The organism is Croceitalea sp. W27, assembly GCF_055693185.1.
On sequence record NZ_CM146327.1, the window covers coordinates 632,997 to 655,404 of the forward strand.

The following is a 22,408-nucleotide window of genomic DNA, read 5'->3' on the forward strand; positions in this document are numbered from 1 at the left end:
TGTATTAATAATAATACCAGTGAATAACAAAGAACTGAGGTAAAAAATAAGTCTTTTCTTCTTTAATTTGAGACATTATTATTCCAGGCACATAGCTTCGAAAAACAGCTAGTAACTCAACTTCTTGTTACCAAAGGCGACAAACAAAATCACTACTTTTTTTAACATAAAAATATTTAATGTATATCATATTAAATATAAATAAAAATTTATGACCTGTTTTTCTAACCTTTGTAAAAACAAAAGCAAAGTCATATGAAAAATAGTTTTGTATTAGCATCAGAAAAGAATTTGTCTTCGGCCAAAACCACAAAGATTGCTATCGCCAAAGGTGATGGTATTGGTCCGGAAATAATGAGGGCTACCTTAAAAATTATGGAAGCGGCCGGAGCGAATATTGAAACCGAGACCATGGAAATTGGCGAACAGGTTTACTTGTCCGGTAATAGCTCTGGTATAACAGAAGCCTCTTGGGATGCTATTTCAAGAAACAAGGTTATTTTAAAAGCCCCTATTACTACGCCACAAGGCAAAGGTTATAAAAGTCTTAATGTAACGCTAAGAAAGTCTCTTGGGCTTTTCGCTAATGTAAGACCGGTAAGTGCACTACATCCTTTTGTGAAGACCAATTTTCCAAACATGGACATTGTGGTCATCAGGGAAAACGAAGAAGATCTATATGCAGGCATTGAGCACAGACAAACCGAAGACGTAGTACAATGCCTTAAACTAATTACCAGACCGGGTTGTGAAAAGATTGTGCGTTATGCTTTTGAGTATGCCAAGGCATACAATAGAAAAAAGGTGACCTGTATGGTTAAGGACAATATCATGAAGTTAACAGATGGTCTTTTCCACACTGTTTTTAAAGAAATTGCCAAAGAATACCCAGAGATAGAAAGTAACTCTCAAATTATAGATATAGGTTCTGCTAAAATTGCGGCGGCTCCAGAAAATTTTGATGTAATTGTCACGTCTAATCTTTACGGAGATATCATCTCTGACATTGTCGCAGAAATTGGAGGTTCCGTAGGCATGGCGGGCTCTGCAAATATTGGAAAGAACGTTGCGATGTTTGAGGCAATTCACGGTTCTGCCCCTGATATTGCCGGGAAGAAAATTGCGAATCCTTCCGGACTATTAAACGCTGCTACCCTAATGCTAGCACATATTGGCCAAACAGAAGTTGCGGATAAGATTAAAAACGCTTGGTTGTCGACTTTGGAAGATGGAATCCATACCGCGGATGTATATCAAGAAAACATAAGTAGCAAAAAAGTCAATACAGAAGAGTTTGCAGATGCCATTATTGAGCGTCTAGGGAAAACACCTAAGAATTTACCCGTAAGTACACTGTCAAAAGGTTCAGGAACGATAACTATTCCAGAATACAAAAGACAAGAATCCACTAAAGAGCTAGTTGGTGTTGATGTCTTTATCGATTGGAAAGGAAATGACCCACAAATAATAGGAGAAGGATTAAGTAGTATTAATTCACACAACCTGAAACTAAAAATGATTACCAATAGAGGTGTTAAGGTCTTCCCGAACGGATTAAAGGAGACCTATTGCACAGACCATTGGAGATGTCGTTTTGTGGCAAATGCCGCAAATATTCAAACCAAAGAGCCCAAATACGAAAATGTAGAGTACGAGCAAGTAATTGCTTTGCTATCTAAATTACACCAAAATGATTTTGATGTAATTAAAACAGAAAATCTATATGAGTTCGACGGCAAAAGAGGTTTCTCTTTGGGCCAAGGAGAGTAGAATTATTTTTATTAGCTAAAAAAACCCTTTGCAATATAAAATTGCAAAGGGTTTTTAAATTAGAGTTCTTCTATCAATTATTTGCTCAAATACATCTTTCGTCTCGAGTATAAATTGTAGAAATCATCGTCTTTTAGACTGTCAATAAACAAGATACTTTCTCCTGTACTCTTCATCTCAGGACCTAAATTTTTATTCACATTAGGAAACTTATTAAATGAGAATACCGGTTGTTTTATGGCATAACCCTCTAGTTGTGGGTTAAAATTAAAGTCCTTCACCTTTTTCTCGCCCAACATTACCTTGGTCGCATAATTCACGTAAGGCTCTTTATAGGCCTTTGCTATAAATGGTACAGTACGAGAAGCCCTTGGGTTCGCTTCAATTATATAGACCATATCGTCTTTTACTGCAAACTGAATATTGATCAACCCAACCGTATTTAAAGCCAAGGCAATCTTTTTGGTATGGTCTTTTATTTGCTGCATTACAAACTCGCCAAGATTAAATGGCGGCAAGGTCGCATTAGAATCGCCTGAGTGAATGCCACATGGTTCTATATGCTCCATGATACCGATGATGTAAACATCTTCTCCATCACATATGGCATCTGCTTCCGCTTCTATCGCTCCATCCAAATAATGATCTAATAGCAGCTTATTTCCAGGAATGCTACGTAACAAGTCTACTACGTGTGCCTCTAAATCTTGTTTGTTAATGACAATTTTCATTCCCTGGCCCCCTAAAACATATGAAGGCCGTACTAGTAATGGAAAGCCTAGTTCATCAGCAAGCTGCAGGGCTTCATCAGCACTTTCGGCCACGCCAAATCTTGGATAAGGAATGTTATTCTCTTTTAATAAGGTTGAGAAGCTACCGCGATCTTCAGCCAAATCTAAAGATTCGAAGCTGGTGCCGATAATCTTAATACCGTACTTCGAAAGTTTTTCCGCCAGCTTCAGTGCCGTTTGCCCACCTAGCTGTACAATTACACCTTCAGGTTTCTCATGCAAAATAATATCGTAGATATGCTCCCAGAAAACCGGTTCAAAATAAAGCTTATCGGCCGTATCAAAATCTGTTGATACCGTTTCAGGATTACAGTTGATCATTATGGTCTCATAACCACATTCCGCCGCGGCCAACACCCCATGCACGCAGCAGTAGTCAAACTCTATCCCCTGTCCTATTCGGTTTGGACCTGAACCTAATACGACAATCTTTTTCTTGTCCGTAACCACGCTGTCGTTGGCCACATATCTAGTGCCGTCTGCTGTTTCTATTTCTTCTTCAAAGGTAGAATAGTAATAAGGTGTCATTGCCTTGAACTCGGCGGCACAGGTATCTACCAATTTATAGACCCTGTTTATGTTTTGTTCGGTACGTTTTGCATGCACTTCGCTTTCATAGCAATCGAGCATATGGGCTATTTGTCTATCGGCAAAGCCTTTTTGCTTTGCTTCGAGCAGTAGCTCCTTTGGTAGATTAGCTACAGAATATTTAGAGATTTCTTGTTCCAATAAATGCAGTTCTTCATATTGTTTTAAGAACCACATGTCAATCTTGGTAATCTCATGAATTCGACTTAAAGGAATGCCCATTTGTATCGCATCATAAATCACGAAAACACGATCCCAACTGGGTATGGTCAATTTTTGGATAATGGTATCGTATTCTTTATAGCCCTTACCGTCCGCACCTAATCCATTACGCTTTATTTCAAGGGATTGCGTTGCCTTATGTAAAGCTTCTTGAAAAGAACGCCCAATACCCATTACCTCCCCTACGGCCTTCATTTGAAGTCCTAAAGTTCTATCTGAACCTTCAAACTTATCAAAATTCCAACGTGGAATTTTTACGATCACGTAGTCTAAGGTGGGTTCAAATAAAGCAGATGTTGATTGTGTAATCTGATTTTGCAATTCATCAAGCGAATATCCGATGGCTAATTTTGCGGCCACTTTTGCAATAGGATATCCCGTTGCTTTTGAAGCAAGTGCAGACGAACGGGATACTCTTGGGTTAATCTCAATCGCAATAATCTCTTCTTCTTCATCTGGACTAACGGCGAATTGCACGTTACAACCTCCGGCAAAATCACCGATACTGCGCATCATATGAATTGCCATATCACGCATTCGCTGATAGGTCCTGTCCGATAGCGTCATAGCCGGTGCCACGGTTATAGAGTCTCCCGTATGAATACCCATAGGGTCCATATTTTCGATAGCACAAATTATTACTACATTATCATTCTTATCACGAAGCAACTCCAGCTCATATTCTTTCCAGCCCATCATGGCCTTGTCTATCATTACCTCATGAATAGGAGATACTTCTAGACCGTGACTCAACAAATTATCAAAATCTTTTGGGTCATGCACTATAGAGGCGCCCGCTCCACCAAGTGTAAAAGAAGCCCTTATAACCAATGGAAAACCAAACTCTTGTGCAATTTCTTTTCCTTTTAAAAATGAGGTAGCGGTCGCCTGCGGAGCCATGCCAACCCCTATTTTCCCCATAAGTTCACGGAATTTCTCTCGGTCTTCAGTAATGTTTATTGCATCAATATCAACACCAATAATTTCAACATCAAAGTCTTCCCAAATTCCTTTTTCATCAGCCTCAATACAAAGGTTTAATGCCGTTTGTCCTCCCATAGTAGGTAAAACCGCATCTATATTCGGATGATTTTTTAAAATTTCAATTATCGATTTTGTAGTTAAGGGCTTTAAATAAATATGGTCCGCCATCACCGGGTCGGTCATGATAGTGGCCGGATTACTGTTTATTAAAATGGTTTCTATTCCATCTTCTTTTAACGAACGTAATGCTTGTGATCCAGAATAATCAAACTCACAGGCTTGTCCGATAACAATAGGCCCAGAACCTATAATCAAAATCGATTTAATGTCTTCTCTTTTTGGCATTTTAGAAAGGGTTACTCGTTTAAAAATTTAAAAATAGGTCAAAAAAAAGGTGCTAAACTTGAAAAAGTAGCACCTTTAATTAAAAGTTATTGACAGTCATTATTTCTTGTGTCGTGGCTCAGACGAGACAGTCAGTTTTTTTCTTCCTTTTGCTCTTCTACTAGCAAGAACTTTTCTACCATTGGCAGTAGCCATGCGCTCTCTAAAACCATGTTTGTTTCTTCTTTTTCTTTTTGAAGGCTGATATGTTCTTTTCATTTCGAAGTTTATATAAAAATATCCTTAAAGGATACTCAATTTCCGGGCGCAAATATACAAAGAGTTTTTGCTTTGACAAATGGTTTCTAAAAAATGTTTGTGTTAGTTTTGCTATTCCGTAAAAGAATAAAATAATAGTATGAAACATTATAAGGCAATACCGTTTCTAATATCTTTTTTAGTTGTGTTCGCCGTTGGGGCGCAAAGCACTTTAAACTATAATCTTGAAAAGGGTTCGGTTTTTAAAGTAGAACAGAAAGCAAAGCAGTTGATCACGCAAAAGCTTGAAGGTACTACACATGAAATGACCAATGATTTAACCGGTCTTTACGATTTTGAGGTGGTTGGAGTCGATGATCAGGGTTATGACCTTATATTGATGTTTAAAGATTTTGCCTTAAAATCAAATTCTAGTATACAAGGTGTTTTAATGGATGTAAAGGCTTCCGTTTTGGTAGAAGGTGATATTATGTCAGAAATGTTTCATTCTCTAATCGGTCATGAGCTCGCCATGCGAATGAACAAAAATGGTTCGGTCGTTTCAGTAGAAGGTGGTGACGAACTTATTACTAAAATGATTTCTGCTGCAGGTATAGAAGATGAATTCACAACCAATGTCATGCGCAAATCACTCGACAAAGAATTTAGCTCTAACGGGTTGGCAAAGAGTTTTGAGCAAATGACCTTCTTCTATCCAGATAACGAGGTAGCCGTCGGAGATACTTGGGAAAATACGTATACCGGAAAGCTATCCGCTAATAATACCTTTAAATTAGAAAAAATAGAGAACGACATCACTTCTATTACCGGTACGTCAGCTATTGTACTAAACACCGAAGAATCGGGCGCAATAATGTCTCTTAGTGGTTCACAAGAAACTGCTATTCAGGCAAATTCGGCCACCGGTTTCATTCAAAAAGTCATGATTTCAAGCCTCGCTGAGGGAACTACAAAAATGTCTCAAATGGGCGATGTTGAAATACCTACAACCATTGAATCTACAATTACTTACGAATTACAAGAAAACTAATCTATGTTCAATAAAAACCTAAAACTAATTATAGCTGTTCTAATTATAGGCTATGCCGTTTATCAGTTCATTGAGGGGTATATCGGGAACGGTATCTTTTTCATTTTACTTTCTTTGATTTTTATTTTCCTCTACTTTAGAAATGAAATTATTTTGTTGGCCTTCCTTAGAATGCGCAAACAGGATATGGAGGGCACTGAAAAATGGCTTACAAAAATCAAGAATCCGGAAGCAGCACTTACCACCAAACAACAAGGGTATTATAATTACTTACACGGAATTATATTCTCACAGAAAAACCTGACCACTGCCGAAAAGTACTTTAAAAAAGCACTCAAACTTGGGCTTACTATGGACTATGATGTGGCTATGGCGAAATTAAGCTTGGCCGGAATCTCGATGCAAAAACGTAGAAAAAGGGAAGCAACCCAATTGTTGCAGGAAGCAAAGAAATTGGATAAAAACAATATGCTAACAGAACAGATTAAGATTATGCAGCAGCAGATGAAGAAAATCTAAAGCAAAGGTGCCAATAATCTACTAAAAGATTCTTGTAGCTTTCTAGATAGGCCGCGTTCTTCCCAACGTTCTGCATCAACCTCTTCGCAGTCTTTTAAATCATTATGAAAAACTGCTGCCAGTTTCTCATTTACCGGTGCATTGTAGATTAAAGCATTCACCTCGAAATTTATAGATAGACTTCTGTAATCTAAATTCGCCGTTCCAATGGTGGAGAACACATCATCTATCAGCATGGTTTTAGCATGCACGAATCCTTTCTTGTACCTAAAAATACGCATACCAGAGTTTAAACATTGAGCTATATAAGAATCTGTTGCGTATTGTGCTGGCCATGAATCAGATTCGTACGGAATTATCATACGAACATCAACACCACTTCGTGCTGCCGTAGTCAAGGCGGTTAAAATGGAATCGTTAGGTATAAAATAAGGTGAGGTAATATAAATGCGCTCATTGGCCATATTCACTGCACAAAAGATAGCCTCCATGATATTGGCCCAATCGCTATCAGGTCCGCTAGCGGCTATCTGAACGGCCACCGGTATATTCGTGCTCGATTTCACCTTTGGAAATAGCTGCTGCTGTATTTCTAAATTATCATTGGACACAAAACCCCAACTTAATAGAAATAAGGACTGTAACGAACCTACGGCGCCACCAACCAATCGCACATGGGTATCTCTCCAAAACCGCTCGTTATCGTAAGAATTATCATATTTTTTTTCAATGTTAATTCCTCCCAAATAACCAATTTCTCCATCTATTACGACAATTTTTCTATGGTTTCGATAATTGAGCTTACTGGTAGAATTTGAAAATATTACAGGCATGAAAGGATGATGGTCAACACCACATCGTGTCATTCGCTTTTTTGTTTTTGAAGAAATAGAACTTCCGACATCGTCATATATCAGCCGTACCTTGACCCCTTCCTCAGCTTTTTTACAAAGTAAATTGATGATTTCCGCTCCTAATTCGTCATCCACCAAAACAAAATATTCTAAATGAATATGGTTCTTGGCATTGGTCAAATCGGCCCTTAGTTTTTCAAACTTTTCTTCCCCATTGGTCAAAAGCTCTAAATCGTTATCAAAAGAGAGAACTGCCCTTTCATTGTTTCTTAGAAGCTCATAAATCTTGGCTATTCCCTCGCCATATTCTTCTTCAAAATCTTCTCTTTCTTCAGCATCTAAATGAAATTTTTTACGCCATTGTCTTATGCTGTTGTTGTCAAGAATGTACTTCTTTTCAAAAATCTTTGATTTCCGATAATCTTGACCAAAGAGATAATAGACCAATAAGCCCAAAAATGGAAATATGGCCAACGCAAAAATATAAGAAAGGGTCTTTACCGGATTCTTGTTCTTTAAAAGAATAAGAATGGAGAAAATAATGACCAAGACATAGTTAATTCCTAAAAGAATGCTCCAGAGGTTATCTTTTAGGTAAGCCCACATTACTTGCTCTCTCTGTAATAGCCTTTATTAGGTATTTCGATAACATACTTCTTACCAGAAGCATTGTTCAAGTGTGCTTCGCGCAACCAAGGGTTGTGTCGCTTTAAAATTTTATAGTTGATTTCGTACAATGAAGCGAAATCGGCCCAATCAGCTACGGGCTTAGTTACTTCTACCGTAAAAGTTGGTACGGCATCATATAAATCATCTTTTTCGACATCAAACCCATATTTATCAGGATTGGAAATAATTTCTTTTATCGCCATAATTCGAAACACATAACGCCCCGTTTCTTGACCTAACAGCAGATCATAATAATCATCAACTTTTTGAATGTTCATATATTTCTGAATTCCACCTGGCCCAGCATTATAAGCAGCGGCAGTAAGTGTCCAACTACCAAAACGATTTTTCCATTTGTTCAGGTAATCACAAGCAACTTGAGTGGATTTTTCAATATGATAACGCTCATCGACATTGGTGTTTACCTCAAGTCCATATTCTTTTCCGGTAGCTTTCATAATCTGCCAAAACCCGGTTGCCCCGGCTGGTGAAACTACATTTGTTAGTCCGCTCTCGGCAACCGCCAGATATTTAAAATCATCAGGGATTCCGTTTTTGGCCAATATAGGCTCAATGATCGGAAAGTATTTATTGGCGCGCTTCATTAATAATAGCGCATTAGACTGCCAGTACGTATTGACCAAAAACTCGCGATCAACACGCTCCAATATTTCAGGGTCATTTAAAGGTACCGCTTCACCGGCAAAATTTAAATCTTCGGGAATTTCAATGGCGGTGATTTGATAACCGCTACTTACATTTTTATTGGCCTTTTCTTGATGTTCTTTTAAGACCATTTCGTTTTGGGTAGGCTTTTCTTGAACGGCATAAATTAGGCTTCCAACAACAAACAAAAACCCGATACCGGCCAATATATTTTTAAGATGTTTCATGAGTAAAAATTAATTCAATACTACTATAATACAAAAATAGAACTGTTTTATTCCAAAATTAGTGTAGGTAAGTGTTCATTAAACCATTTTGCCCGATGAATAATCATGGTATGGGTGCCATTTTTAACTTTTATGCAATGTTTTATATTCGAAATAGGAAAAACAGCATCCTTCTCTCCATGAATATGAATAAGGTTTTCGGGAGGTGAAGCTTGCCTCCAATTAACGATTTGGTCGATAGACCAGTCAATGTAATACTTATCTCGAATAGAAAGATATTGTTCGTAAAGGTGTAGCCGCTTGGTTACGGTTTCGCCAAAGGCATATTTAGCCAATAATTCCACATTATTCACTAAACCTGTTGGCAGTAATTTATGCACCTTGGTGTATTTTGCGAATAGCATACGTTTTGGCAGCTCAGTATGTGATTTTACGCAGGATATTGCAATTACTTTTCTGGCAGGTTTAAGTTTGGCCATTTCTTGTACCAGTATGCCTCCAAAAGAAACCCCGATAAGAACAGGGTCGTCATGAAGTATCTGTGCGCACATTTGTTGGGCATAAGCCGAAAGACTCATGCCCTTTTCAGGTATGTGCCAATCTAACTTGGTAATAGAAAATTGTTCTTTCGGTAAATCGATACCATCAAAAATAGATGAATTTGCAGCCATCCCAGGCATTAGGTAAATGGGTATCACACTATCCCTCATATTGTACAGATGGTCGATTTTGCTAGGAATTTAGTCAAATTTTAAGTACTTTTGTCATCCGTTTGTATTTTGCCCCAATTGTTTATACAAACCTAACCATTGTTTATCATTGCAAAATTACGATTTAAAGCATTTCGTAATTTTTTTATCTAGCACCAAAATAAAACTAAAATTGTATGACTGATATGGAAATTAAGGACAACAGTTTCTTACGCCAATTTGAGGTGAAAATTGATGGGCATTTAGCAAAAATTGAATACTCTTCGCAAGAGCGAAAAGTATTTTTGACCAAACTAGTGGTTCCGGAAGAAATTACACAAGAAGGCTTTAAAGAAAATTTTATCAAGAGTGTACTTAACCACATTCAAGAGCAAAATTTACGTGTGGTACCTACAAGTCCGCACATCGCCGGTTTCTTAAGAAAGAATAGGCAGTACAAAGAAATGCTTCCTGTAGGAATCAGAATCTAACAAAAATTTAAAACCTCTCGAATGAGAGGTTTTTTTATGCCTTATCCTAACCTGTTCTCGATACTATTTTTGCTCCTCAAAAATCACTCGAACTGAAATTTAGCTATATCCAGAAATTTCTACAGTACTTTCTATAAATTCAAACCGTACCAATCCATCTTCATCGATATCGGTAAGTTCAACTTTATGTAAGGTATTTACCAATTCAGGATTCCAAGGTGCCTTTACCTTAACATAGTTCTCCGTAAACCCGTGAATGTAACCGGCTTTATTCTCACCTTCAAAAAGTACGGTACGTGTAGTATTTAGTTGACTTTCATAAAAAGCCCGGCGTTTTTTTGCGGATAAACCTCTTAGCATTTTACTTCGCTTACTTCTGATATTTTTAGGAACTACATCCTCCATCGTCGCAGCGACGGTATTATCTCTTTCCGAATACGTAAAAACGTGCAGGTACGAAATGTCCAATTCGTTCAAAAAATTGTAGGTTTCAAGAAAATGCTCATCGGTTTCACCGGGAAAGCCCACGATAACATCAACCCCAATACACGCATGTGGCATTACGGTCTTAATTCGTTTTACCCTGTCTACATATAGATTCGAAAGGTAACGTCTGCGCATGAGCTTTAAGATAGCATCGCTTCCACTTTGTAAGGGTATATGAAAGTGTGGTACAAAGGCATTGCTTTGGGCTACAAAATCTATCGTCTCATTTTTCAAGAGGTTGGGTTCGATAGAAGATATTCGCAACCTCGCTATACCAGCTACTTCATCAAGCGCTTTTACCAAATCTAGAAAAGTGTGTTCGTGTTTTTTATTGCCGAATTCACCTTTGCCGTAGTCTCCAATATTGACCCCGGTAAGTACAATTTCCTTTATGCCTTTTGAAGCTATTTCATAAGCGTTTTTCAGCACATTATCCAAAGCATCACTACGTGATATGCCACGCGCTAGCGGAATTGTACAATAGGTGCATTTATAATCGCAACCATCTTGCACTTTTAAAAATGCACGTGTTCTATCCCCAATTGCATAACTACCTACATAAAAATCGGCTTCTTCAATCTCACAAGAATGTACTTCGCCCCTCTCATTTTTAGAAAGGTCGTTTAGGTAGTCGGTTATCTTAAACTTTTCTGTGGCACCCAAGACCAAATCTACCCCGTCTACTGTCGCCAATTGTTCCGGTTTTAACTGTGCATAACAACCTACCGCGGCCACAAAGGCATCAGGATTTGCTTTTTGCGCTTGCTTTACGATGGTTTTAAAACGTTTATCCGCATTTTCGGTAACCGAACAAGTATTGATTACATAAATGTCGGCAGATTCAGAAAAGTCAACACGGTCAAAACCCTCAGCTTCAAAACTTCTGGCAATCGTAGAAGTTTCAGAGAAATTAAGCTTACAACCTAAAGTGTAAAAAGCGACTTTTTTGCTCATCTATGCCCTATTATTTTTAAGGATGGCAAAGATAGTAAATAGTTAAATGTTAATTCTTTGACCGGAGAACATTGATCGTTAGAAATGCTTTGTACGAAGATTTGGTTACTCTGTATTAAGACCTAGTGCACCTTTTTTTGTTGAGGCACCAATGAATGGTCATAAGTATTAGACACATTAATTACAATGCGCCTATAGTCAAACAACGGCGCTATATCACTCTTATCTTTAACTTCTAAAATTAAGTGTAACTGTTTGGAGGCGGCACCGGAAGGAACTGAAAGAAAGGTTTTAGAACTTTTTGGATCGTCAATGAACACCTCACCTGCATAATTGCCGGCTTCTTTATAAATCCACCAATAAAACTCTAAATCATCTCCATCCACATCATTTGAAAACGAAGCGTCCAATATTATTTTTTCTCCAGGCAAAGCTTTTAAGTATAGAATACCGTCTCCTTCATCGCCATTAAAAACAGCTTTTGGGTGATGATTGGCTTCTTCAAAAGATTTTACACACCAATCCATACGACACTTGAAATCATTGAACATAGCTTCGCGCCATCGCCAAACCGGAACATAATCACCAAAATATGTTTTTCCATCTTTATCATTTTTCCAAACATCGCTTACTTCTCTATGCATGTAAAAAGGTGCGCTTTTCAATTCATCTTCATAAATACCAAGGTGGCGCGACCAAAAATCTGCAACTTTTACTTCAGTGAAGCGTCCTCCCCATCCACCCCATGATGGATGACCTATTTCTGATAAACCTTTATTCACCAAACCCATCCAAGGTATAGTACCTCCACCCTCCATAAAACCCAATATGTCTGTCCCTGTAAAACGACGTTCTGGATATAATGCTCCCAAAGGGCCATGATTTTTCATAACATTTTCTTTAAGCCACGCTAACTGGCCATATGAAGAGTTTTCATATCCATCCAAAAAATTTGGACCTAATTCAGAAGTCGTATCTCCCTTTTTTGTCCCAGGGCCTCCATAAGCATAGGTCTGATAATTACTCCGTATCCAATTAATATTGGGAAAACGATTACAAATCCATGCACCCGCATTGTCTTGCGCTCCATTTTCAAATACCCAAATTTTCTCTAGCAAAGCATCCAACTCATTTTTTGTGTGGGATTTTTTGTAATCTTGAAGTGCTTGAGCCAAGGTATTTGAACCTGCATTGACCACAATCCATAAGGGCCTATTATCGTTCTTTTCAAATGCTTTCACCAATAACCTAGACCCTTCACTTTGCTTGTGTTCTCCAACACCATCAATTCCATATTCTGACTGTCCTGCACCTACGATAGAACGGAGATAATCCGGTGAAGGCCATCCCTCCGCATGTTTTTTCAAATTGGACAACACCTTTTCATAAGCGTCGATAATATCATTAAAGAGTTCAGGATGGGTGATGCGTCGATATTCTAATTTAGATTCTGGTCTTAAAAACTTTCCTGTTACTGCAATAAGCCCCTCTAAATCGAACTCATTTGAACAAACAGCCATATGTAGCATCTGCTGCATTTCATCTGGTTCATTACCCATATCTGCCAAGATAATCAAGCGCTGTTGCTGTCCGTTCAGTAAAATAGGCAGTATAAATACCAAAACAGCAAAAAACAATTTGATATTGCTTTGACCACTACAAATCCGACACATAATATTTGGTGAAGAAAATTATTATTTATTTAAAAAATCACTAGGGTAAAAGTAGACGTAAATAAGAATAATAACCGTAACTCTTGATTCAAAAGCTATCATAAATAGATTAAAATGCTCTTGAATGAATTATGTATTATTCATGCCCAACTAAGAATTAAGCAAAGAATTGGAAAGAGAAATAATTTATTTTTAAATCCTTTTAAAACTTAATAATTCCGCCACTTAGCCGTATCCTCAAAAACATGCTCTAGAATATCTTTTTCGGTAGCATCAAAATTCACTTTTCTGCGCCCCATCATAGCGGTGGCAGTTTCAAAAGCTTTATTGGTTCGATATTCGGTAAAGCCAGAGACCCCGCCCCAGCTATAACTCGGTATAAAATTACGTGGAAAACCGCTACCAAAAATATTGGCACTCACCCCGATAACGGTACCTGTATTAAACATCGTATTAATACCGCATTTGCTATGATCGCCCATCATTAGCCCACAAAATTGGAGTCCGGTTTTGGCAAAACCTTCGGTTTCATAACTCCATAGCCGCACGGGTGCGTAATTATTTTTAAGGTTAGAGGTATTGGTGTCGGCACCCAAATTACACCACTCCCCTAACACCGAATTGCCTAGAAAGCCTTCATGTCCTTTGTTTGAATAGGCGAACAGTACTGCATTACTAACCTCACCCCCTACCTTGCAATATGGGCCAAAAGTAGAAGCCCCATAAATCTTTGAGCCCATTTTTAAAACCGCATTATCACAAAGTGCCAAAGCGCCCCGTACAATGCTACCTTCCATAATTTCAGCGTTCTTACCAACATAAATAGGACCTGTTTCGGCGTTTAAAATACTGCAACTCACTTTTGCCCCTTCTTCTAAAAAAATCTGCGCTGCATTGATAACGGTATTACTTTTGGCAATAGGCTGACTTTTCCTTCCCTTGGTCAGTAATTCGAAATCAGCGGTAATGGCCTCATGATTTTTAGAAAAAATATCCCATGTGTTTTTAACCGTAATCAGTTCATCTTCGAAAACTTTAGTGTTATATTCAGAAGGATTGAACTCTTTTTTCGGGTCATCGGTGACATAGGCGATAATAACACCATCAGATGTAATAGCCTCCTTATTCTTTAAATTTTTTATTAGTTCTACCAGTTTAGCATTGGGTAAATAGGAAGCACTGATGACCGTATTCTCACTTTTACAATGCATCGGAAACTTTTGTGCTAAATAAGTTTCTGTATGATAACTACAGCTAGTGCTGAGCCATTTATCCCATTTTTCTCTAATGGTCAATATACCGATACGAATTTCCGCCACTGGCCTTGTATAGGTAAATGGTAATAAAGCATTTCTATTGAGACCGTCGGAAAGGATAAAATTCATAGTGCACATTTTAGCTAAAGTGATACGCCCTTAATATATAATTACGGCATAAGGTGTAAAAATAAAAAACGCCCTTGAAAGAAATCAAGGACGTTTGAATTATATTTTTTTAGAAAGCGGCTACTATTCGGCTTACTTTTCTTTTTTATCGAATTTCTTGTATTTGTTCTTGAACTTGTCAATTCTACCAGCTGTATCGATAAGTTTTGTTTTTCCAGTATAGAAAGGGTGCGAAGTTCTAGAAATCTCCAACTTGATTAATGGGTACTCAACACCATCTACGGTAATGTTTTCTTTTGCTTCCGCAGTGGATTTGGTAATAAAAACATCGTCGTTCGACATGTCTTTAAAAGCAACCAATCTATAGCTTTCTGGGTGTATACCTTGTTTCATTGTATTTTTTGTTTTCATACACCCATTCCGACAGGCGTATATTTTGAGGGTGCAAATTTAATGATTTCTATGAATAGTACAACTTCTAGTTACTAAAAAAGAAAAAAATGTACTTTTAGATGTAACAAAATCAAGTTAGTTGTCACTAACAGCATGTAAATAACCAACTAAAAGTTTATACAATGGAAGAAAACAATCTTAAAACTAGAAAGTTCGCACTACAATTTGGCCTTATCGGCGGTCTTGTCAACGTTGTCTTTGGTGTTATGCTTTTCTCAATGGATATGCATTATGAACGCAGTTTTGCTATACAAGGGGTGCAATTTGCAGTTTTAGCTCTATTTGTAATCATCGCAATTATTCAATTTAAAAAAGCCAACGGAGGATTCCTAAAAATAGGGCAAGCAGTGAAGCTTGGCGCTGGAGTCGGCCTAATTGCGGCTGTCATCGGAACCATCTATTTTTTGGTGCTATCAAATGTTATAGAACCGGATTATATGGCCAAAGCTACCGAGATAGCAAAGGTTGATGCTTTTGAAAAGAATCCTAAAATGACACAAGAACAATGGGATCAAGGTGTGGAGATTCAAAATAAGTTCTTTCCTGTTTTTTTAGCTGTCGGTGTAATTTTTAGTGCTCTTTTCGGTTTGGTCGTGGGCTTAATCACTGGTTTAATTGCCAAGAAAGAAGCACCCGCTTACTAAACAAAAAGTACTATTTTTGAAAGGAATTCCAGAAAACAACAATGCAATTATCCATTGTAATTCCTTTACTTAACGAAAAAGAATCACTCATAGAATTACATGATTGGATTGCGCAAACCATGCAATCCAATCATTTTTTATATGAAATCATCTTTATTGATGATGGGAGTACTGATGGTTCTTGGGAGACCATCGAAAAACTTTCTGCAGAACATACTTCGGTAAAAGGCATACGTTTTCTTAAAAATTACGGCAAATCACAGGCCTTACATGCGGGCTTTGCCCAGGCACAAGGTGAGGTGGTCATTACCATGGATGCCGACCTTCAAGATAATCCAGAGGAAATTCCTGAACTATACAACCTCATAAAAAATGAGGGGTTTGACTTAATTTCTGGTTGGAAAAAGAAACGCTACGATTCAGTACTTTCAAAAAACATGCCCTCTAAGCTGTTTAATTGGGCGGCCAGAAAAACATCTGGGCTTAAATTGCACGATTTCAATTGTGGCTTAAAGGCCTATCATAGCAAGGTGGTCAAGAACATTGAGGTTTCTGGCGATATGCATCGCTATATTCCTGTATTGGCCAAAAACGCTGGTTTTCAAAGAATTGGAGAAAAAGTGGTACAGCACCAAGCCCGAAAATATGGAACTACCAAGTTCGGTGCAGAACGCTTTATAAATGGGTTTTTAGACTTGATGACCATTTGGTTCGTTTCAAAATTTGGCCGTCAACCCATGCATCTTTTCGGTGCCTTGGGCGTTCTTATGTTCTTTGTAGGCTTTGCATTTTCTATTTATTTGGGCATAGACAAGCTTTTTATCCATAAAACAGGAAGATTAATAACGGATAGACCTCAATTTTATATCGCCCTAACTTCAATGATTATTGGCACGCAGTTCTTTTTAGCTGGTTTTTTAGGAGAAATCATGGTACGCTCAAAGAAAAATGAGAATACTTATGCGATTTCTAAAAAAATCAACCTTTAAAAAGAAGAAAAACAACAATCTTTGTACTTTTAAAAACACCAAAAAACTATACAAATGGATGTTCTAAGCACCGCCAAATCTTGGCTAACTGATTTCTTCGATATAGAGACCAAAAAAGAGATTCAAGATTTACTACAAAACAATACCCAAGAACTTGAGGAACGTTTCTATAAAAACCTAGAATTTGGTACTGGTGGTATGCGAGGTGTTATGGGTGTTGGCACCAATAGAATCAACAAATATACCTTGGGCAAGAGTACCCAAGGACTCAGCAATTACCTAAAAAAAACATACAAAGGTCAAGAGATTAAAGTAGTTATCGCATATGATTGCCGTCATAATAGTGATACCTTATCGCAAGTTGTGGCCGAAGTGCTTTCTGCTAACGGCATCAAGGTTTTTCGTTTTTCCGCTTTGCGCACTACCCCTGAACTGTCTTTTGCCGTACGTCATTTAAATTGCCACGCGGGTATTGTACTGACCGCTTCGCATAATCCGCCAGAATATAATGGATACAAGGTCTATTGGACGGATGGCGGACAAATTGTACCCCCCGAAGACGGTGAGATTATTGCTGAGATTGATTCGCTCTCTTTTGAAGATATAAAGTTTGATGCCAATCATAACCTAATTGAAGCCATAGACAAAGAAGTTGATGAAGCTTTTTTTAATGAATCTGTGAAAAACGGAAATTTTAATGCAGCAGGTAAAGATGATTTCAAAATTGTTTTCACTTCTATCCACGGGACTTCTATTACAGCTATACCAGAGGTTTTAAAACTAGCGGGGTATAACAATGTAACCGTTATTGAAGAACAAGCAGAACCGAATGGAGACTTCCCTACGGTCAAATCTCCAAACCCTGAAGAGCCAGAAGCTTTGGCCATGGCGATTGCAAGAGCAGAAGAAATTGGCGCCGATATGGTAGTAGGTACTGACCCTGACAGTGACCGCTTAGGTATTGCTGTACGCAACCTAGATGGTGAAATGGAGCTTCTCAATGGCAACCAGACCATGGTGCTAATGACCAAGTTTTTATTGGACCAATACAAAGCAAAAGGTTTTAAAGGCAATGAATTTATTGCCACAACTATCGTTTCTACGCCAATGATGGAGCAAATGGCAAAAGCTTATGGTGTTGAATTTAAAACGGCCTTAACAGGATTTAAATGGATCGGTAAAATGATAAAAGACTTTCCTAAATCGACTTTTGTCGGTGGTGGCGAAGAAAGTTTTGGATATATGGTTGGGGATTTTGTACGTGATAAAGACGCCGTAACCTCTACCCTACTCGCCTGTGAGATTGGAGCCCAAGCAAAAGCAAATGGAAGTAGTTTTTACAAAGATTTGATTGATGCTTATGTAGAATTTGGTTTTTACAAAGAGAAATTGATATCTATTACTAAAAAAGGAATGAGCGGTGCCGAAGAAATCAAGCAAATGCTTAAGGATTTTAAAGAAAACCCTGTAGATAGTGTCCAAGGCTCAAAAGTGTTGTGGATAGAAGATTACAATACGTCGATTTCGAAAAATGTACAAACTGGAGAAGAAAAGGCAATTGATCTACCAAAATCCAACGTTTTGATTTATGAAACAGAAGATGGTACGCGTATTGCTGCGCGACCAAGCGGAACAGAACCCAAGGTTAAATTTTACATAAGCACTAACACAACATTAACCAAAGCCGAGGATTTTAAATCCGTAAATTCGCAGTTAGATTCCAAGTTAGAGGGAATCGTTTCTGAACTGAATTTATAGTGAATGAACTACTTTAAAAAGATTTTACGGTTTGCGATACCCTATCGCAAATACGGATTTCTAAATATTTTCTTTAATATTCTCTACGCCTTGTTTAGTGCACTATCATTTGCGGCGCTTATTCCAATGTTAGATGTGCTTTTTAAACCTGAGCAAAAGGTTTATGCAGAGCCTGTTTATAAGGGCTTTTCAGGGTTAAAGGACTACCTGCAAGAATATATTAATTATCGTGTAACTGCGTATTCAGGTGATGACGATATGAAAGGACTCGTTCTTGTTGTTGGATTGGTCTTGGTCTTGTTTCTTTTTAAAAATGTATTCAACTATTTAGCGATGTTTTTCATCACTTTTCTTAGAAATGGAGTACTAAAAGACATTCGCAATAATATGTACAAAAAGATTGTGGATTTGCCCATCTCTTTCTTTTCTGAAAAACGTAAAGGTGATGTCATTGCACGAATCACCTCTGATGTACTTGAGATTCAACATTCTTTCCTATCCGTATTGGAGTTAATAGTAAGAGAACCTCTTACCATACTTTTTACTATTCTTATCATGTTCGGTATAAGCGCAAAGCTTACCATTTTTGTTTTTGTTTTTATCCCGATTGCTGGTATGATTATTTCAAGAATTGGAAAGTCTTTAAAAAAGAAATCCGATAGGGTTCAAAAAGAACAGGGGGAATTCTTATCTATTGTAGAAGAAACTTTGGGCGGTCTTAGAGTTATTAAAGCATTCAATTCTGAATCTCGATTTTATAGAACATTTAAAAATTCTACTGAGCGTTTCTTTAGGTTTTCCAATAGTTTGTTGAACAGGCAGAACTTGGCATCACCTACCGGTGAATTTTTGGGTATACTGGTTATAGGGGTTTTACTATGGTTTGGTGGTAAAATGGTTTTAGTGGACAAAACCTTGGATGCTTCTTCCTTTATAGCCTATATGGGTCTTGCCTATAACATTTTAACTCCGGCAAAGGCAATTAGTAAAGCTTCATATGGGGTTAAAAAAGGAAACGCGGCAGCAGAACGTGTTTTAGATATTCTCGAAACAGAAAATCCAATTAAAGATGTATCAGATTCTTTAACAAAAGAAACGTTTGAAGAAAGCATATATCTAAACAAGATTTCTTTTAAATACGAGGAAGATTATGTACTTAAAGACTTCACCCTAAACGTAAAAAAAGGGCAAACCGTTGCGCTAGTGGGCCAATCTGGAAGCGGAAAAAGTACAATAGCCAATTTGGTGACACGTTTTTACGATGTAAATAAAGGTGAAATTTTAATTGATGGCATAAATATCAAAAACATCAAAAAGAAATCCCTGCGAGGTCTTATGGGTTTGGTTACGCAAGATTCCATCCTATTTAATGATTCCGTTAAAAAGAATATTGGCCTAGGTAAGGAAAATGCTACTGATGAAGAAATCATAGAGGCCGCTAAGATTGCCAATGCCCATGATTTTATTATGGAATTGCCGGAAGGATACAATACCAATATTGGCGATAGTGGCAATAAATTAAGTGGTGGTCAAAAACAACGCCTATCCATAGCTAGGGCTGTTTTAAAGAACCCGCCTATTATGATTCTGGATGAGGCAACTTCTGCTCTCGATACCGAAAGTGAACGTCTAGTGCAAGACGCTTTAGAAAAAATGATGCGCAATCGAACTTCAATTGTAATAGCACATCGTCTTTCAACGATACAAAGTGCCGATTGTATTGTTGTTTTGAACAAAGGGGAGATTATGGAGCAAGGCACGCATGATGAGTTAATGAAGTCTGGCAAAGGCTACAAGAAACTTGTTCAGATGCAGAATATGGGTTAATCTACCGGTCCAATAAAGACAAGTGTTTAAGCATCAAACTAAACCTTTTAGTAATTTAGTAGTCATAGTACGAAACGATCCTGCTTTTTGATTGCTGAACAGACCTTAGTAAACGAACTGAAAAACAAAAACACTCAGGCAAAAGCCTTTGAGGTGCTAGTCGATGCATACAAAGAACGTTTGTATTGGCATATTCGTAGAATAGTCTTGAACCATGATGACGCCGACGATGTACTACAAAACACCTTTATAAAGGTGTACAGAAGCATTGAAGGTTTTAAAGGAGAAAGCAAGCTGTATTCTTGGATGTATCGGATTGCAACCAATGAGTCTTTAAGTTTTTTAAAACAAAAATCTCGGAAATTAGGGGTAAGCAACGAAGAACTGCAAGAGCACCTTATTGAAAATTTACAGGCCGATGTTTATTTTGAAGGTGAAGAAATTCAGTTGAAACTTCAGAAAGCGCTGGCAAAGCTTCCTGAAAAACAAAAACTGGTATTTAATATGAAATACTATCAAGAAATGAAATATGAAGAGATTTCCGAAATCTTGGAAACATCAGTTGGAGGACTGAAAGCATCATATCATTTAGCAGTAAAAAAAATTGAAACGTATCTTAGAGCAGATTAAACCTTTTAGACCTATTAATGTCTAATAATTGAAATGAAAAAGAACCACAAAAATCCACACAAAACACCTAAAGGCTATTTTAATAGCTTTAATGAACGGTTGATGGATAAAATCGCTAAGGAAGAATCCAATATTCCCAAAAACGATGGCTTTTCCTTGCCTGAGACTTATTTTGATACGTTCAATAGCACTGTTTCCGATAAGGTGAAACCTAAGGTTGTACAATTACACTCTTATAGAAAGTACTATTACGCAGTGGCCTCGGTAGCAGCAATTGTGCTAATGGTCGTTTTCTTTAATCAAAATAGCAATCAGGCTAAGTTTGACTTTGAGGATTTGGCTTCTAATGAAATAGATGCTTATTTTGATAAAACCGATTTAGAATTCAGCTCATATGAATTAGCTGAAGTTATAAATCTTGACAACGTATCCGTATTGGATATTACGGATGCTAATAATACTGAGGAAGGTGAACTAATTCTAGATTACTTGAATGAAACCACTGATGAAATTGAAGACCTAAATTTAGATTATGATGAATTTGAATAAGATAGCTGTCTTACTTGCCTTATGGTGTACGGTTTTGAGTATTTCGGCTCAAGGACCGGGACCAGGCAGAGAACGTATAAAAACCTTAAAAGTAGCTTACTTAACAGAACAGTTAAGTTTAAGTAGCAAAGAGGCACAAAATTTTTGGCCGGTTTATAATGCGCACGAAGAAAAGATGGATGAGTTCCGTATTCAAGAGCGGCGGCAGTTTGGTGGGCATTTTGCTGATTTATCGGCTATTACCGATGATGAAGCAGAAAAATTACTTTCTAAATTTATAGACTTACAAGTAAAAAAACGTGAAATGGAAAGCGAATACCTTACCAATTTGAAAGGTGTGCTGTCTGCAAAGAAAATCATCAAATTGTTCAAGGCAGAGGATGGCTTTAAAAAGAAACTACTCCAACAATATCGCAGAAGAAGAAACGGACAATAATTTTTTACGTTTCGATAAAACGTTTAAAAAAGGGGCCAATTGGCCCCTTTTTTAATTAAACCATCTCTTTAAATCAGGGTCATAGATACATAAACCCATAAAAATCTACATTATGAAAAGTCTTAAAATCTTATTTCTTGTAATGGCCTTGTTCGGGGCAATGATTACTCTAAGCGCACAAAAAACAGTCGTTAAGGTCTATCCAAAACATGGCACAATTGTAAAAACAGTCAAAAAACCTCGAGTGGTTGTCCATAAAAAAACCAACTTCTATTTTTCTGATGGGGTCTGGTACAAAGCAAGAGGAAGAAACTATGTAGTTTGTGCGGCTCCTTTAGGTGTAAAAGTGAGAAATCTACCAAGAGGTAACAAAGTTGTTGTTATAAATGGAAGAAAATTATATAAGTACAAGGGAATATGGTACAAAAAATCTGGTCGTAATTACATTGTAGTCAATGTTTAATTTTTGATTAGAATTACAAATTATTAGAAAATGGAGCAACTTAAGTTGCTCCATCTTT

Annotated in this window: 21 protein-coding genes; 12 read left to right on the top strand and 9 right to left on the bottom strand. The window is 37.5% G+C overall.

The window, feature by feature from the left end; translation table 11 throughout:
- The first annotated feature begins 255 nt into the window (after positions 1-255).
- Positions 256-1,770: an NADP-dependent isocitrate dehydrogenase gene (locus tag ACZ1GR_RS02965; protein ID WP_472610758.1), complete on the top strand. Its 1,515-nt coding sequence runs from the start codon at positions 256-258 to the stop codon at positions 1,768-1,770.
- A 77-nt stretch (positions 1,771-1,847) separates the two neighbouring features.
- Here ACZ1GR_RS02965 and carB read toward each other — a convergent pair whose 3' ends face one another.
- On the bottom strand, positions 1,848-4,700 hold the full coding sequence (gene carB, locus ACZ1GR_RS02970; protein WP_472610759.1) for a carbamoyl-phosphate synthase large subunit: 2,853 nt from the start codon (positions 4,698-4,700) through the stop codon (positions 1,848-1,850).
- A 99-nt stretch (positions 4,701-4,799) separates the two neighbouring features.
- The gene (rpmH, locus tag ACZ1GR_RS02975) at positions 4,800-4,958 is read right to left on the bottom strand and encodes a 50S ribosomal protein L34 (RefSeq protein ID WP_339333718.1); all 159 of its coding nucleotides are present in this window, start codon (positions 4,956-4,958) and stop codon (positions 4,800-4,802) included.
- A 139-nt stretch (positions 4,959-5,097) separates the two neighbouring features.
- Here rpmH and ACZ1GR_RS02980 point away from each other — a divergent pair, with 139 nt between their 5' ends.
- Both ACZ1GR_RS02980 and ACZ1GR_RS02985 read left to right on the top strand, forming a co-directional pair.
- Entirely contained in the window at positions 5,098-5,988 is an 891-nt protein-coding gene (locus tag ACZ1GR_RS02980) for a DUF6263 family protein (RefSeq protein ID WP_472610760.1), read from the top strand.
- A 3-nt stretch (positions 5,989-5,991) separates the two neighbouring features.
- Positions 5,992-6,507: a DUF2892 domain-containing protein gene (locus tag ACZ1GR_RS02985; protein WP_472610761.1), complete on the top strand. Its 516-nt coding sequence runs from the start codon at positions 5,992-5,994 to the stop codon at positions 6,505-6,507.
- Here ACZ1GR_RS02985 and cls read toward each other — a convergent pair.
- The 3 genes from cls to ACZ1GR_RS03000 are packed head-to-tail and all read right to left on the bottom strand — an operon-like array spanning position 6,504 to position 9,633.
- Positions 6,504-7,967, bottom strand: coding sequence for a cardiolipin synthase (cls, locus tag ACZ1GR_RS02990; protein ID WP_472610762.1), 1,464 nt, complete (start codon positions 7,965-7,967; stop codon positions 6,504-6,506). The two genes, ACZ1GR_RS02985 and cls, sit on opposite strands and share 4 nt — an antisense overlap.
- Positions 7,967-8,923, bottom strand: coding sequence for a lytic transglycosylase domain-containing protein (locus ACZ1GR_RS02995; protein ID WP_472610763.1), 957 nt, complete (start codon positions 8,921-8,923; stop codon positions 7,967-7,969). Before ACZ1GR_RS02995 ends, cls begins: the two co-directional genes overlap by 1 nt.
- A 47-nt stretch (positions 8,924-8,970) precedes the next feature.
- A complete protein-coding gene (locus ACZ1GR_RS03000) occupies positions 8,971-9,633 on the bottom strand; it encodes an alpha/beta hydrolase (protein WP_472610764.1) in 663 nt (220 codons plus the stop codon).
- Between the two features lie 176 nt (positions 9,634-9,809).
- On the opposite strand from ACZ1GR_RS03000, the gene ACZ1GR_RS03005 reads away from it, so the two are divergent.
- Entirely contained in the window at positions 9,810-10,103 is a 294-nt protein-coding gene (locus tag ACZ1GR_RS03005) for a GNAT family N-acetyltransferase (protein WP_377766478.1), read from the top strand.
- A gap of 99 nt (positions 10,104-10,202) precedes the next feature.
- Here ACZ1GR_RS03005 and mtaB read toward each other — a convergent pair whose 3' ends face one another.
- The 4 genes from mtaB to ACZ1GR_RS03025 form a co-directional block, all read right to left on the bottom strand.
- A complete protein-coding gene (gene mtaB, locus ACZ1GR_RS03010) occupies positions 10,203-11,543 on the bottom strand; it encodes a tRNA (N(6)-L-threonylcarbamoyladenosine(37)-C(2))-methylthiotransferase MtaB (RefSeq protein WP_472610765.1) in 1,341 nt (446 codons plus the stop codon).
- A 122-nt stretch (positions 11,544-11,665) separates the two neighbouring features.
- Positions 11,666-13,216, bottom strand: a complete 1,551-nt coding sequence (locus ACZ1GR_RS03015) for a DUF1593 domain-containing protein (protein ID WP_472610766.1) — start codon at positions 13,214-13,216, stop codon at positions 11,666-11,668.
- Between the two features lie 209 nt (positions 13,217-13,425).
- Positions 13,426-14,601, bottom strand: a complete 1,176-nt coding sequence (locus tag ACZ1GR_RS03020) for a GlmU family protein (protein WP_472610767.1) — start codon at positions 14,599-14,601, stop codon at positions 13,426-13,428.
- Positions 14,602-14,733: 132 nt separating this feature from the next.
- Positions 14,734-14,994: a type B 50S ribosomal protein L31 gene (locus ACZ1GR_RS03025; protein ID WP_472610768.1), complete on the bottom strand. Its 261-nt coding sequence runs from the start codon at positions 14,992-14,994 to the stop codon at positions 14,734-14,736.
- Positions 14,995-15,176: 182 nt separating this feature from the next.
- On the opposite strand from ACZ1GR_RS03025, the gene ACZ1GR_RS03030 reads away from it, so the two are divergent.
- The 8 genes from ACZ1GR_RS03030 to ACZ1GR_RS03065 all read left to right on the top strand — a co-directional run bounded on the left by ACZ1GR_RS03030 (position 15,177) and on the right by ACZ1GR_RS03065 (position 22,350).
- Positions 15,177-15,698: a DUF4199 domain-containing protein gene (locus ACZ1GR_RS03030; protein ID WP_472610769.1), complete on the top strand. Its 522-nt coding sequence runs from the start codon at positions 15,177-15,179 to the stop codon at positions 15,696-15,698.
- Positions 15,699-15,739: 41 nt separating this feature from the next.
- On the top strand, positions 15,740-16,687 hold the full coding sequence (locus tag ACZ1GR_RS03035; RefSeq protein WP_472610770.1) for a glycosyltransferase family 2 protein: 948 nt from the start codon (positions 15,740-15,742) through the stop codon (positions 16,685-16,687).
- Between the two features lie 54 nt (positions 16,688-16,741).
- Positions 16,742-18,445 carry a phospho-sugar mutase gene (locus ACZ1GR_RS03040; RefSeq protein ID WP_472610771.1) on the top strand — a complete coding sequence of 568 codons (1,704 nt, stop codon included), beginning with the start codon at positions 16,742-16,744 and terminating at the stop codon, positions 18,443-18,445.
- A gap of 3 nt (positions 18,446-18,448) precedes the next feature.
- Complete coding sequence (locus tag ACZ1GR_RS03045) at positions 18,449-20,272, top strand: ABC transporter ATP-binding protein (RefSeq protein ID WP_472610772.1); 1,824 nt, start codon at positions 18,449-18,451, stop codon at positions 20,270-20,272.
- 87 nt (positions 20,273-20,359) lie between these two features.
- Positions 20,360-20,902 (top strand): RNA polymerase sigma factor, encoded by a 543-nt coding sequence (locus tag ACZ1GR_RS03050; RefSeq protein WP_472610773.1) that lies wholly within the window; start codon positions 20,360-20,362, stop codon positions 20,900-20,902.
- A 33-nt stretch (positions 20,903-20,935) separates the two neighbouring features.
- Positions 20,936-21,451 (top strand): hypothetical protein, encoded by a 516-nt coding sequence (locus tag ACZ1GR_RS03055; protein WP_472610774.1) that lies wholly within the window; start codon positions 20,936-20,938, stop codon positions 21,449-21,451.
- A complete protein-coding gene (locus tag ACZ1GR_RS03060) occupies positions 21,435-21,887 on the top strand; it encodes a hypothetical protein (protein ID WP_472610775.1) in 453 nt (150 codons plus the stop codon). Before ACZ1GR_RS03055 ends, ACZ1GR_RS03060 begins: the two co-directional genes overlap by 17 nt.
- A 112-nt stretch (positions 21,888-21,999) precedes the next feature.
- Positions 22,000-22,350, top strand: coding sequence for a DUF6515 family protein (locus ACZ1GR_RS03065; RefSeq protein WP_472610776.1), 351 nt, complete (start codon positions 22,000-22,002; stop codon positions 22,348-22,350).
- Positions 22,351-22,408: the final 58 nt, after the last annotated feature.

Coding starts and splice junctions, on each gene's coding strand:
- ACZ1GR_RS03055 (WP_472610774.1), top strand. CDS start 20,936: ATGAAAAAGAACCACAAAAATCCACACAAAACACCTAAAGGCTATTTT.
- ACZ1GR_RS02965 (WP_472610758.1), top strand. CDS start 256: ATGAAAAATAGTTTTGTATTAGCATCAGAAAAGAATTTGTCTTCGGCC.
- ACZ1GR_RS02995 (WP_472610763.1), bottom strand. CDS start 8,923: ATGAAACATCTTAAAAATATATTGGCCGGTATCGGGTTTTTGTTTGTT.
- ACZ1GR_RS02985 (WP_472610761.1), top strand. CDS start 5,992: ATGTTCAATAAAAACCTAAAACTAATTATAGCTGTTCTAATTATAGGC.
- ACZ1GR_RS03015 (WP_472610766.1), bottom strand. CDS start 13,216: ATGTGTCGGATTTGTAGTGGTCAAAGCAATATCAAATTGTTTTTTGCT.
- ACZ1GR_RS03060 (WP_472610775.1), top strand. CDS start 21,435: ATGATGAATTTGAATAAGATAGCTGTCTTACTTGCCTTATGGTGTACG.
- carB (WP_472610759.1), bottom strand. CDS start 4,700: ATGCCAAAAAGAGAAGACATTAAATCGATTTTGATTATAGGTTCTGGG.
- ACZ1GR_RS03000 (WP_472610764.1), bottom strand. CDS start 9,633: ATGAGGGATAGTGTGATACCCATTTACCTAATGCCTGGGATGGCTGCA.
- ACZ1GR_RS02980 (WP_472610760.1), top strand. CDS start 5,098: ATGAAACATTATAAGGCAATACCGTTTCTAATATCTTTTTTAGTTGTG.
- ACZ1GR_RS03035 (WP_472610770.1), top strand. CDS start 15,740: ATGCAATTATCCATTGTAATTCCTTTACTTAACGAAAAAGAATCACTC.
- ACZ1GR_RS03025 (WP_472610768.1), bottom strand. CDS start 14,994: ATGAAACAAGGTATACACCCAGAAAGCTATAGATTGGTTGCTTTTAAA.
- ACZ1GR_RS03045 (WP_472610772.1), top strand. CDS start 18,449: ATGAACTACTTTAAAAAGATTTTACGGTTTGCGATACCCTATCGCAAA.
- ACZ1GR_RS03065 (WP_472610776.1), top strand. CDS start 22,000: ATGAAAAGTCTTAAAATCTTATTTCTTGTAATGGCCTTGTTCGGGGCA.
- mtaB (WP_472610765.1), bottom strand. CDS start 11,543: ATGAGCAAAAAAGTCGCTTTTTACACTTTAGGTTGTAAGCTTAATTTC.
- rpmH (WP_339333718.1), bottom strand. CDS start 4,958: ATGAAAAGAACATATCAGCCTTCAAAAAGAAAAAGAAGAAACAAACAT.
- ACZ1GR_RS03030 (WP_472610769.1), top strand. CDS start 15,177: ATGGAAGAAAACAATCTTAAAACTAGAAAGTTCGCACTACAATTTGGC.
- ACZ1GR_RS03005 (WP_377766478.1), top strand. CDS start 9,810: ATGACTGATATGGAAATTAAGGACAACAGTTTCTTACGCCAATTTGAG.
- ACZ1GR_RS03020 (WP_472610767.1), bottom strand. CDS start 14,601: ATGAATTTTATCCTTTCCGACGGTCTCAATAGAAATGCTTTATTACCA.
- ACZ1GR_RS03040 (WP_472610771.1), top strand. CDS start 16,742: ATGGATGTTCTAAGCACCGCCAAATCTTGGCTAACTGATTTCTTCGAT.
- cls (WP_472610762.1), bottom strand. CDS start 7,967: ATGTGGGCTTACCTAAAAGATAACCTCTGGAGCATTCTTTTAGGAATT.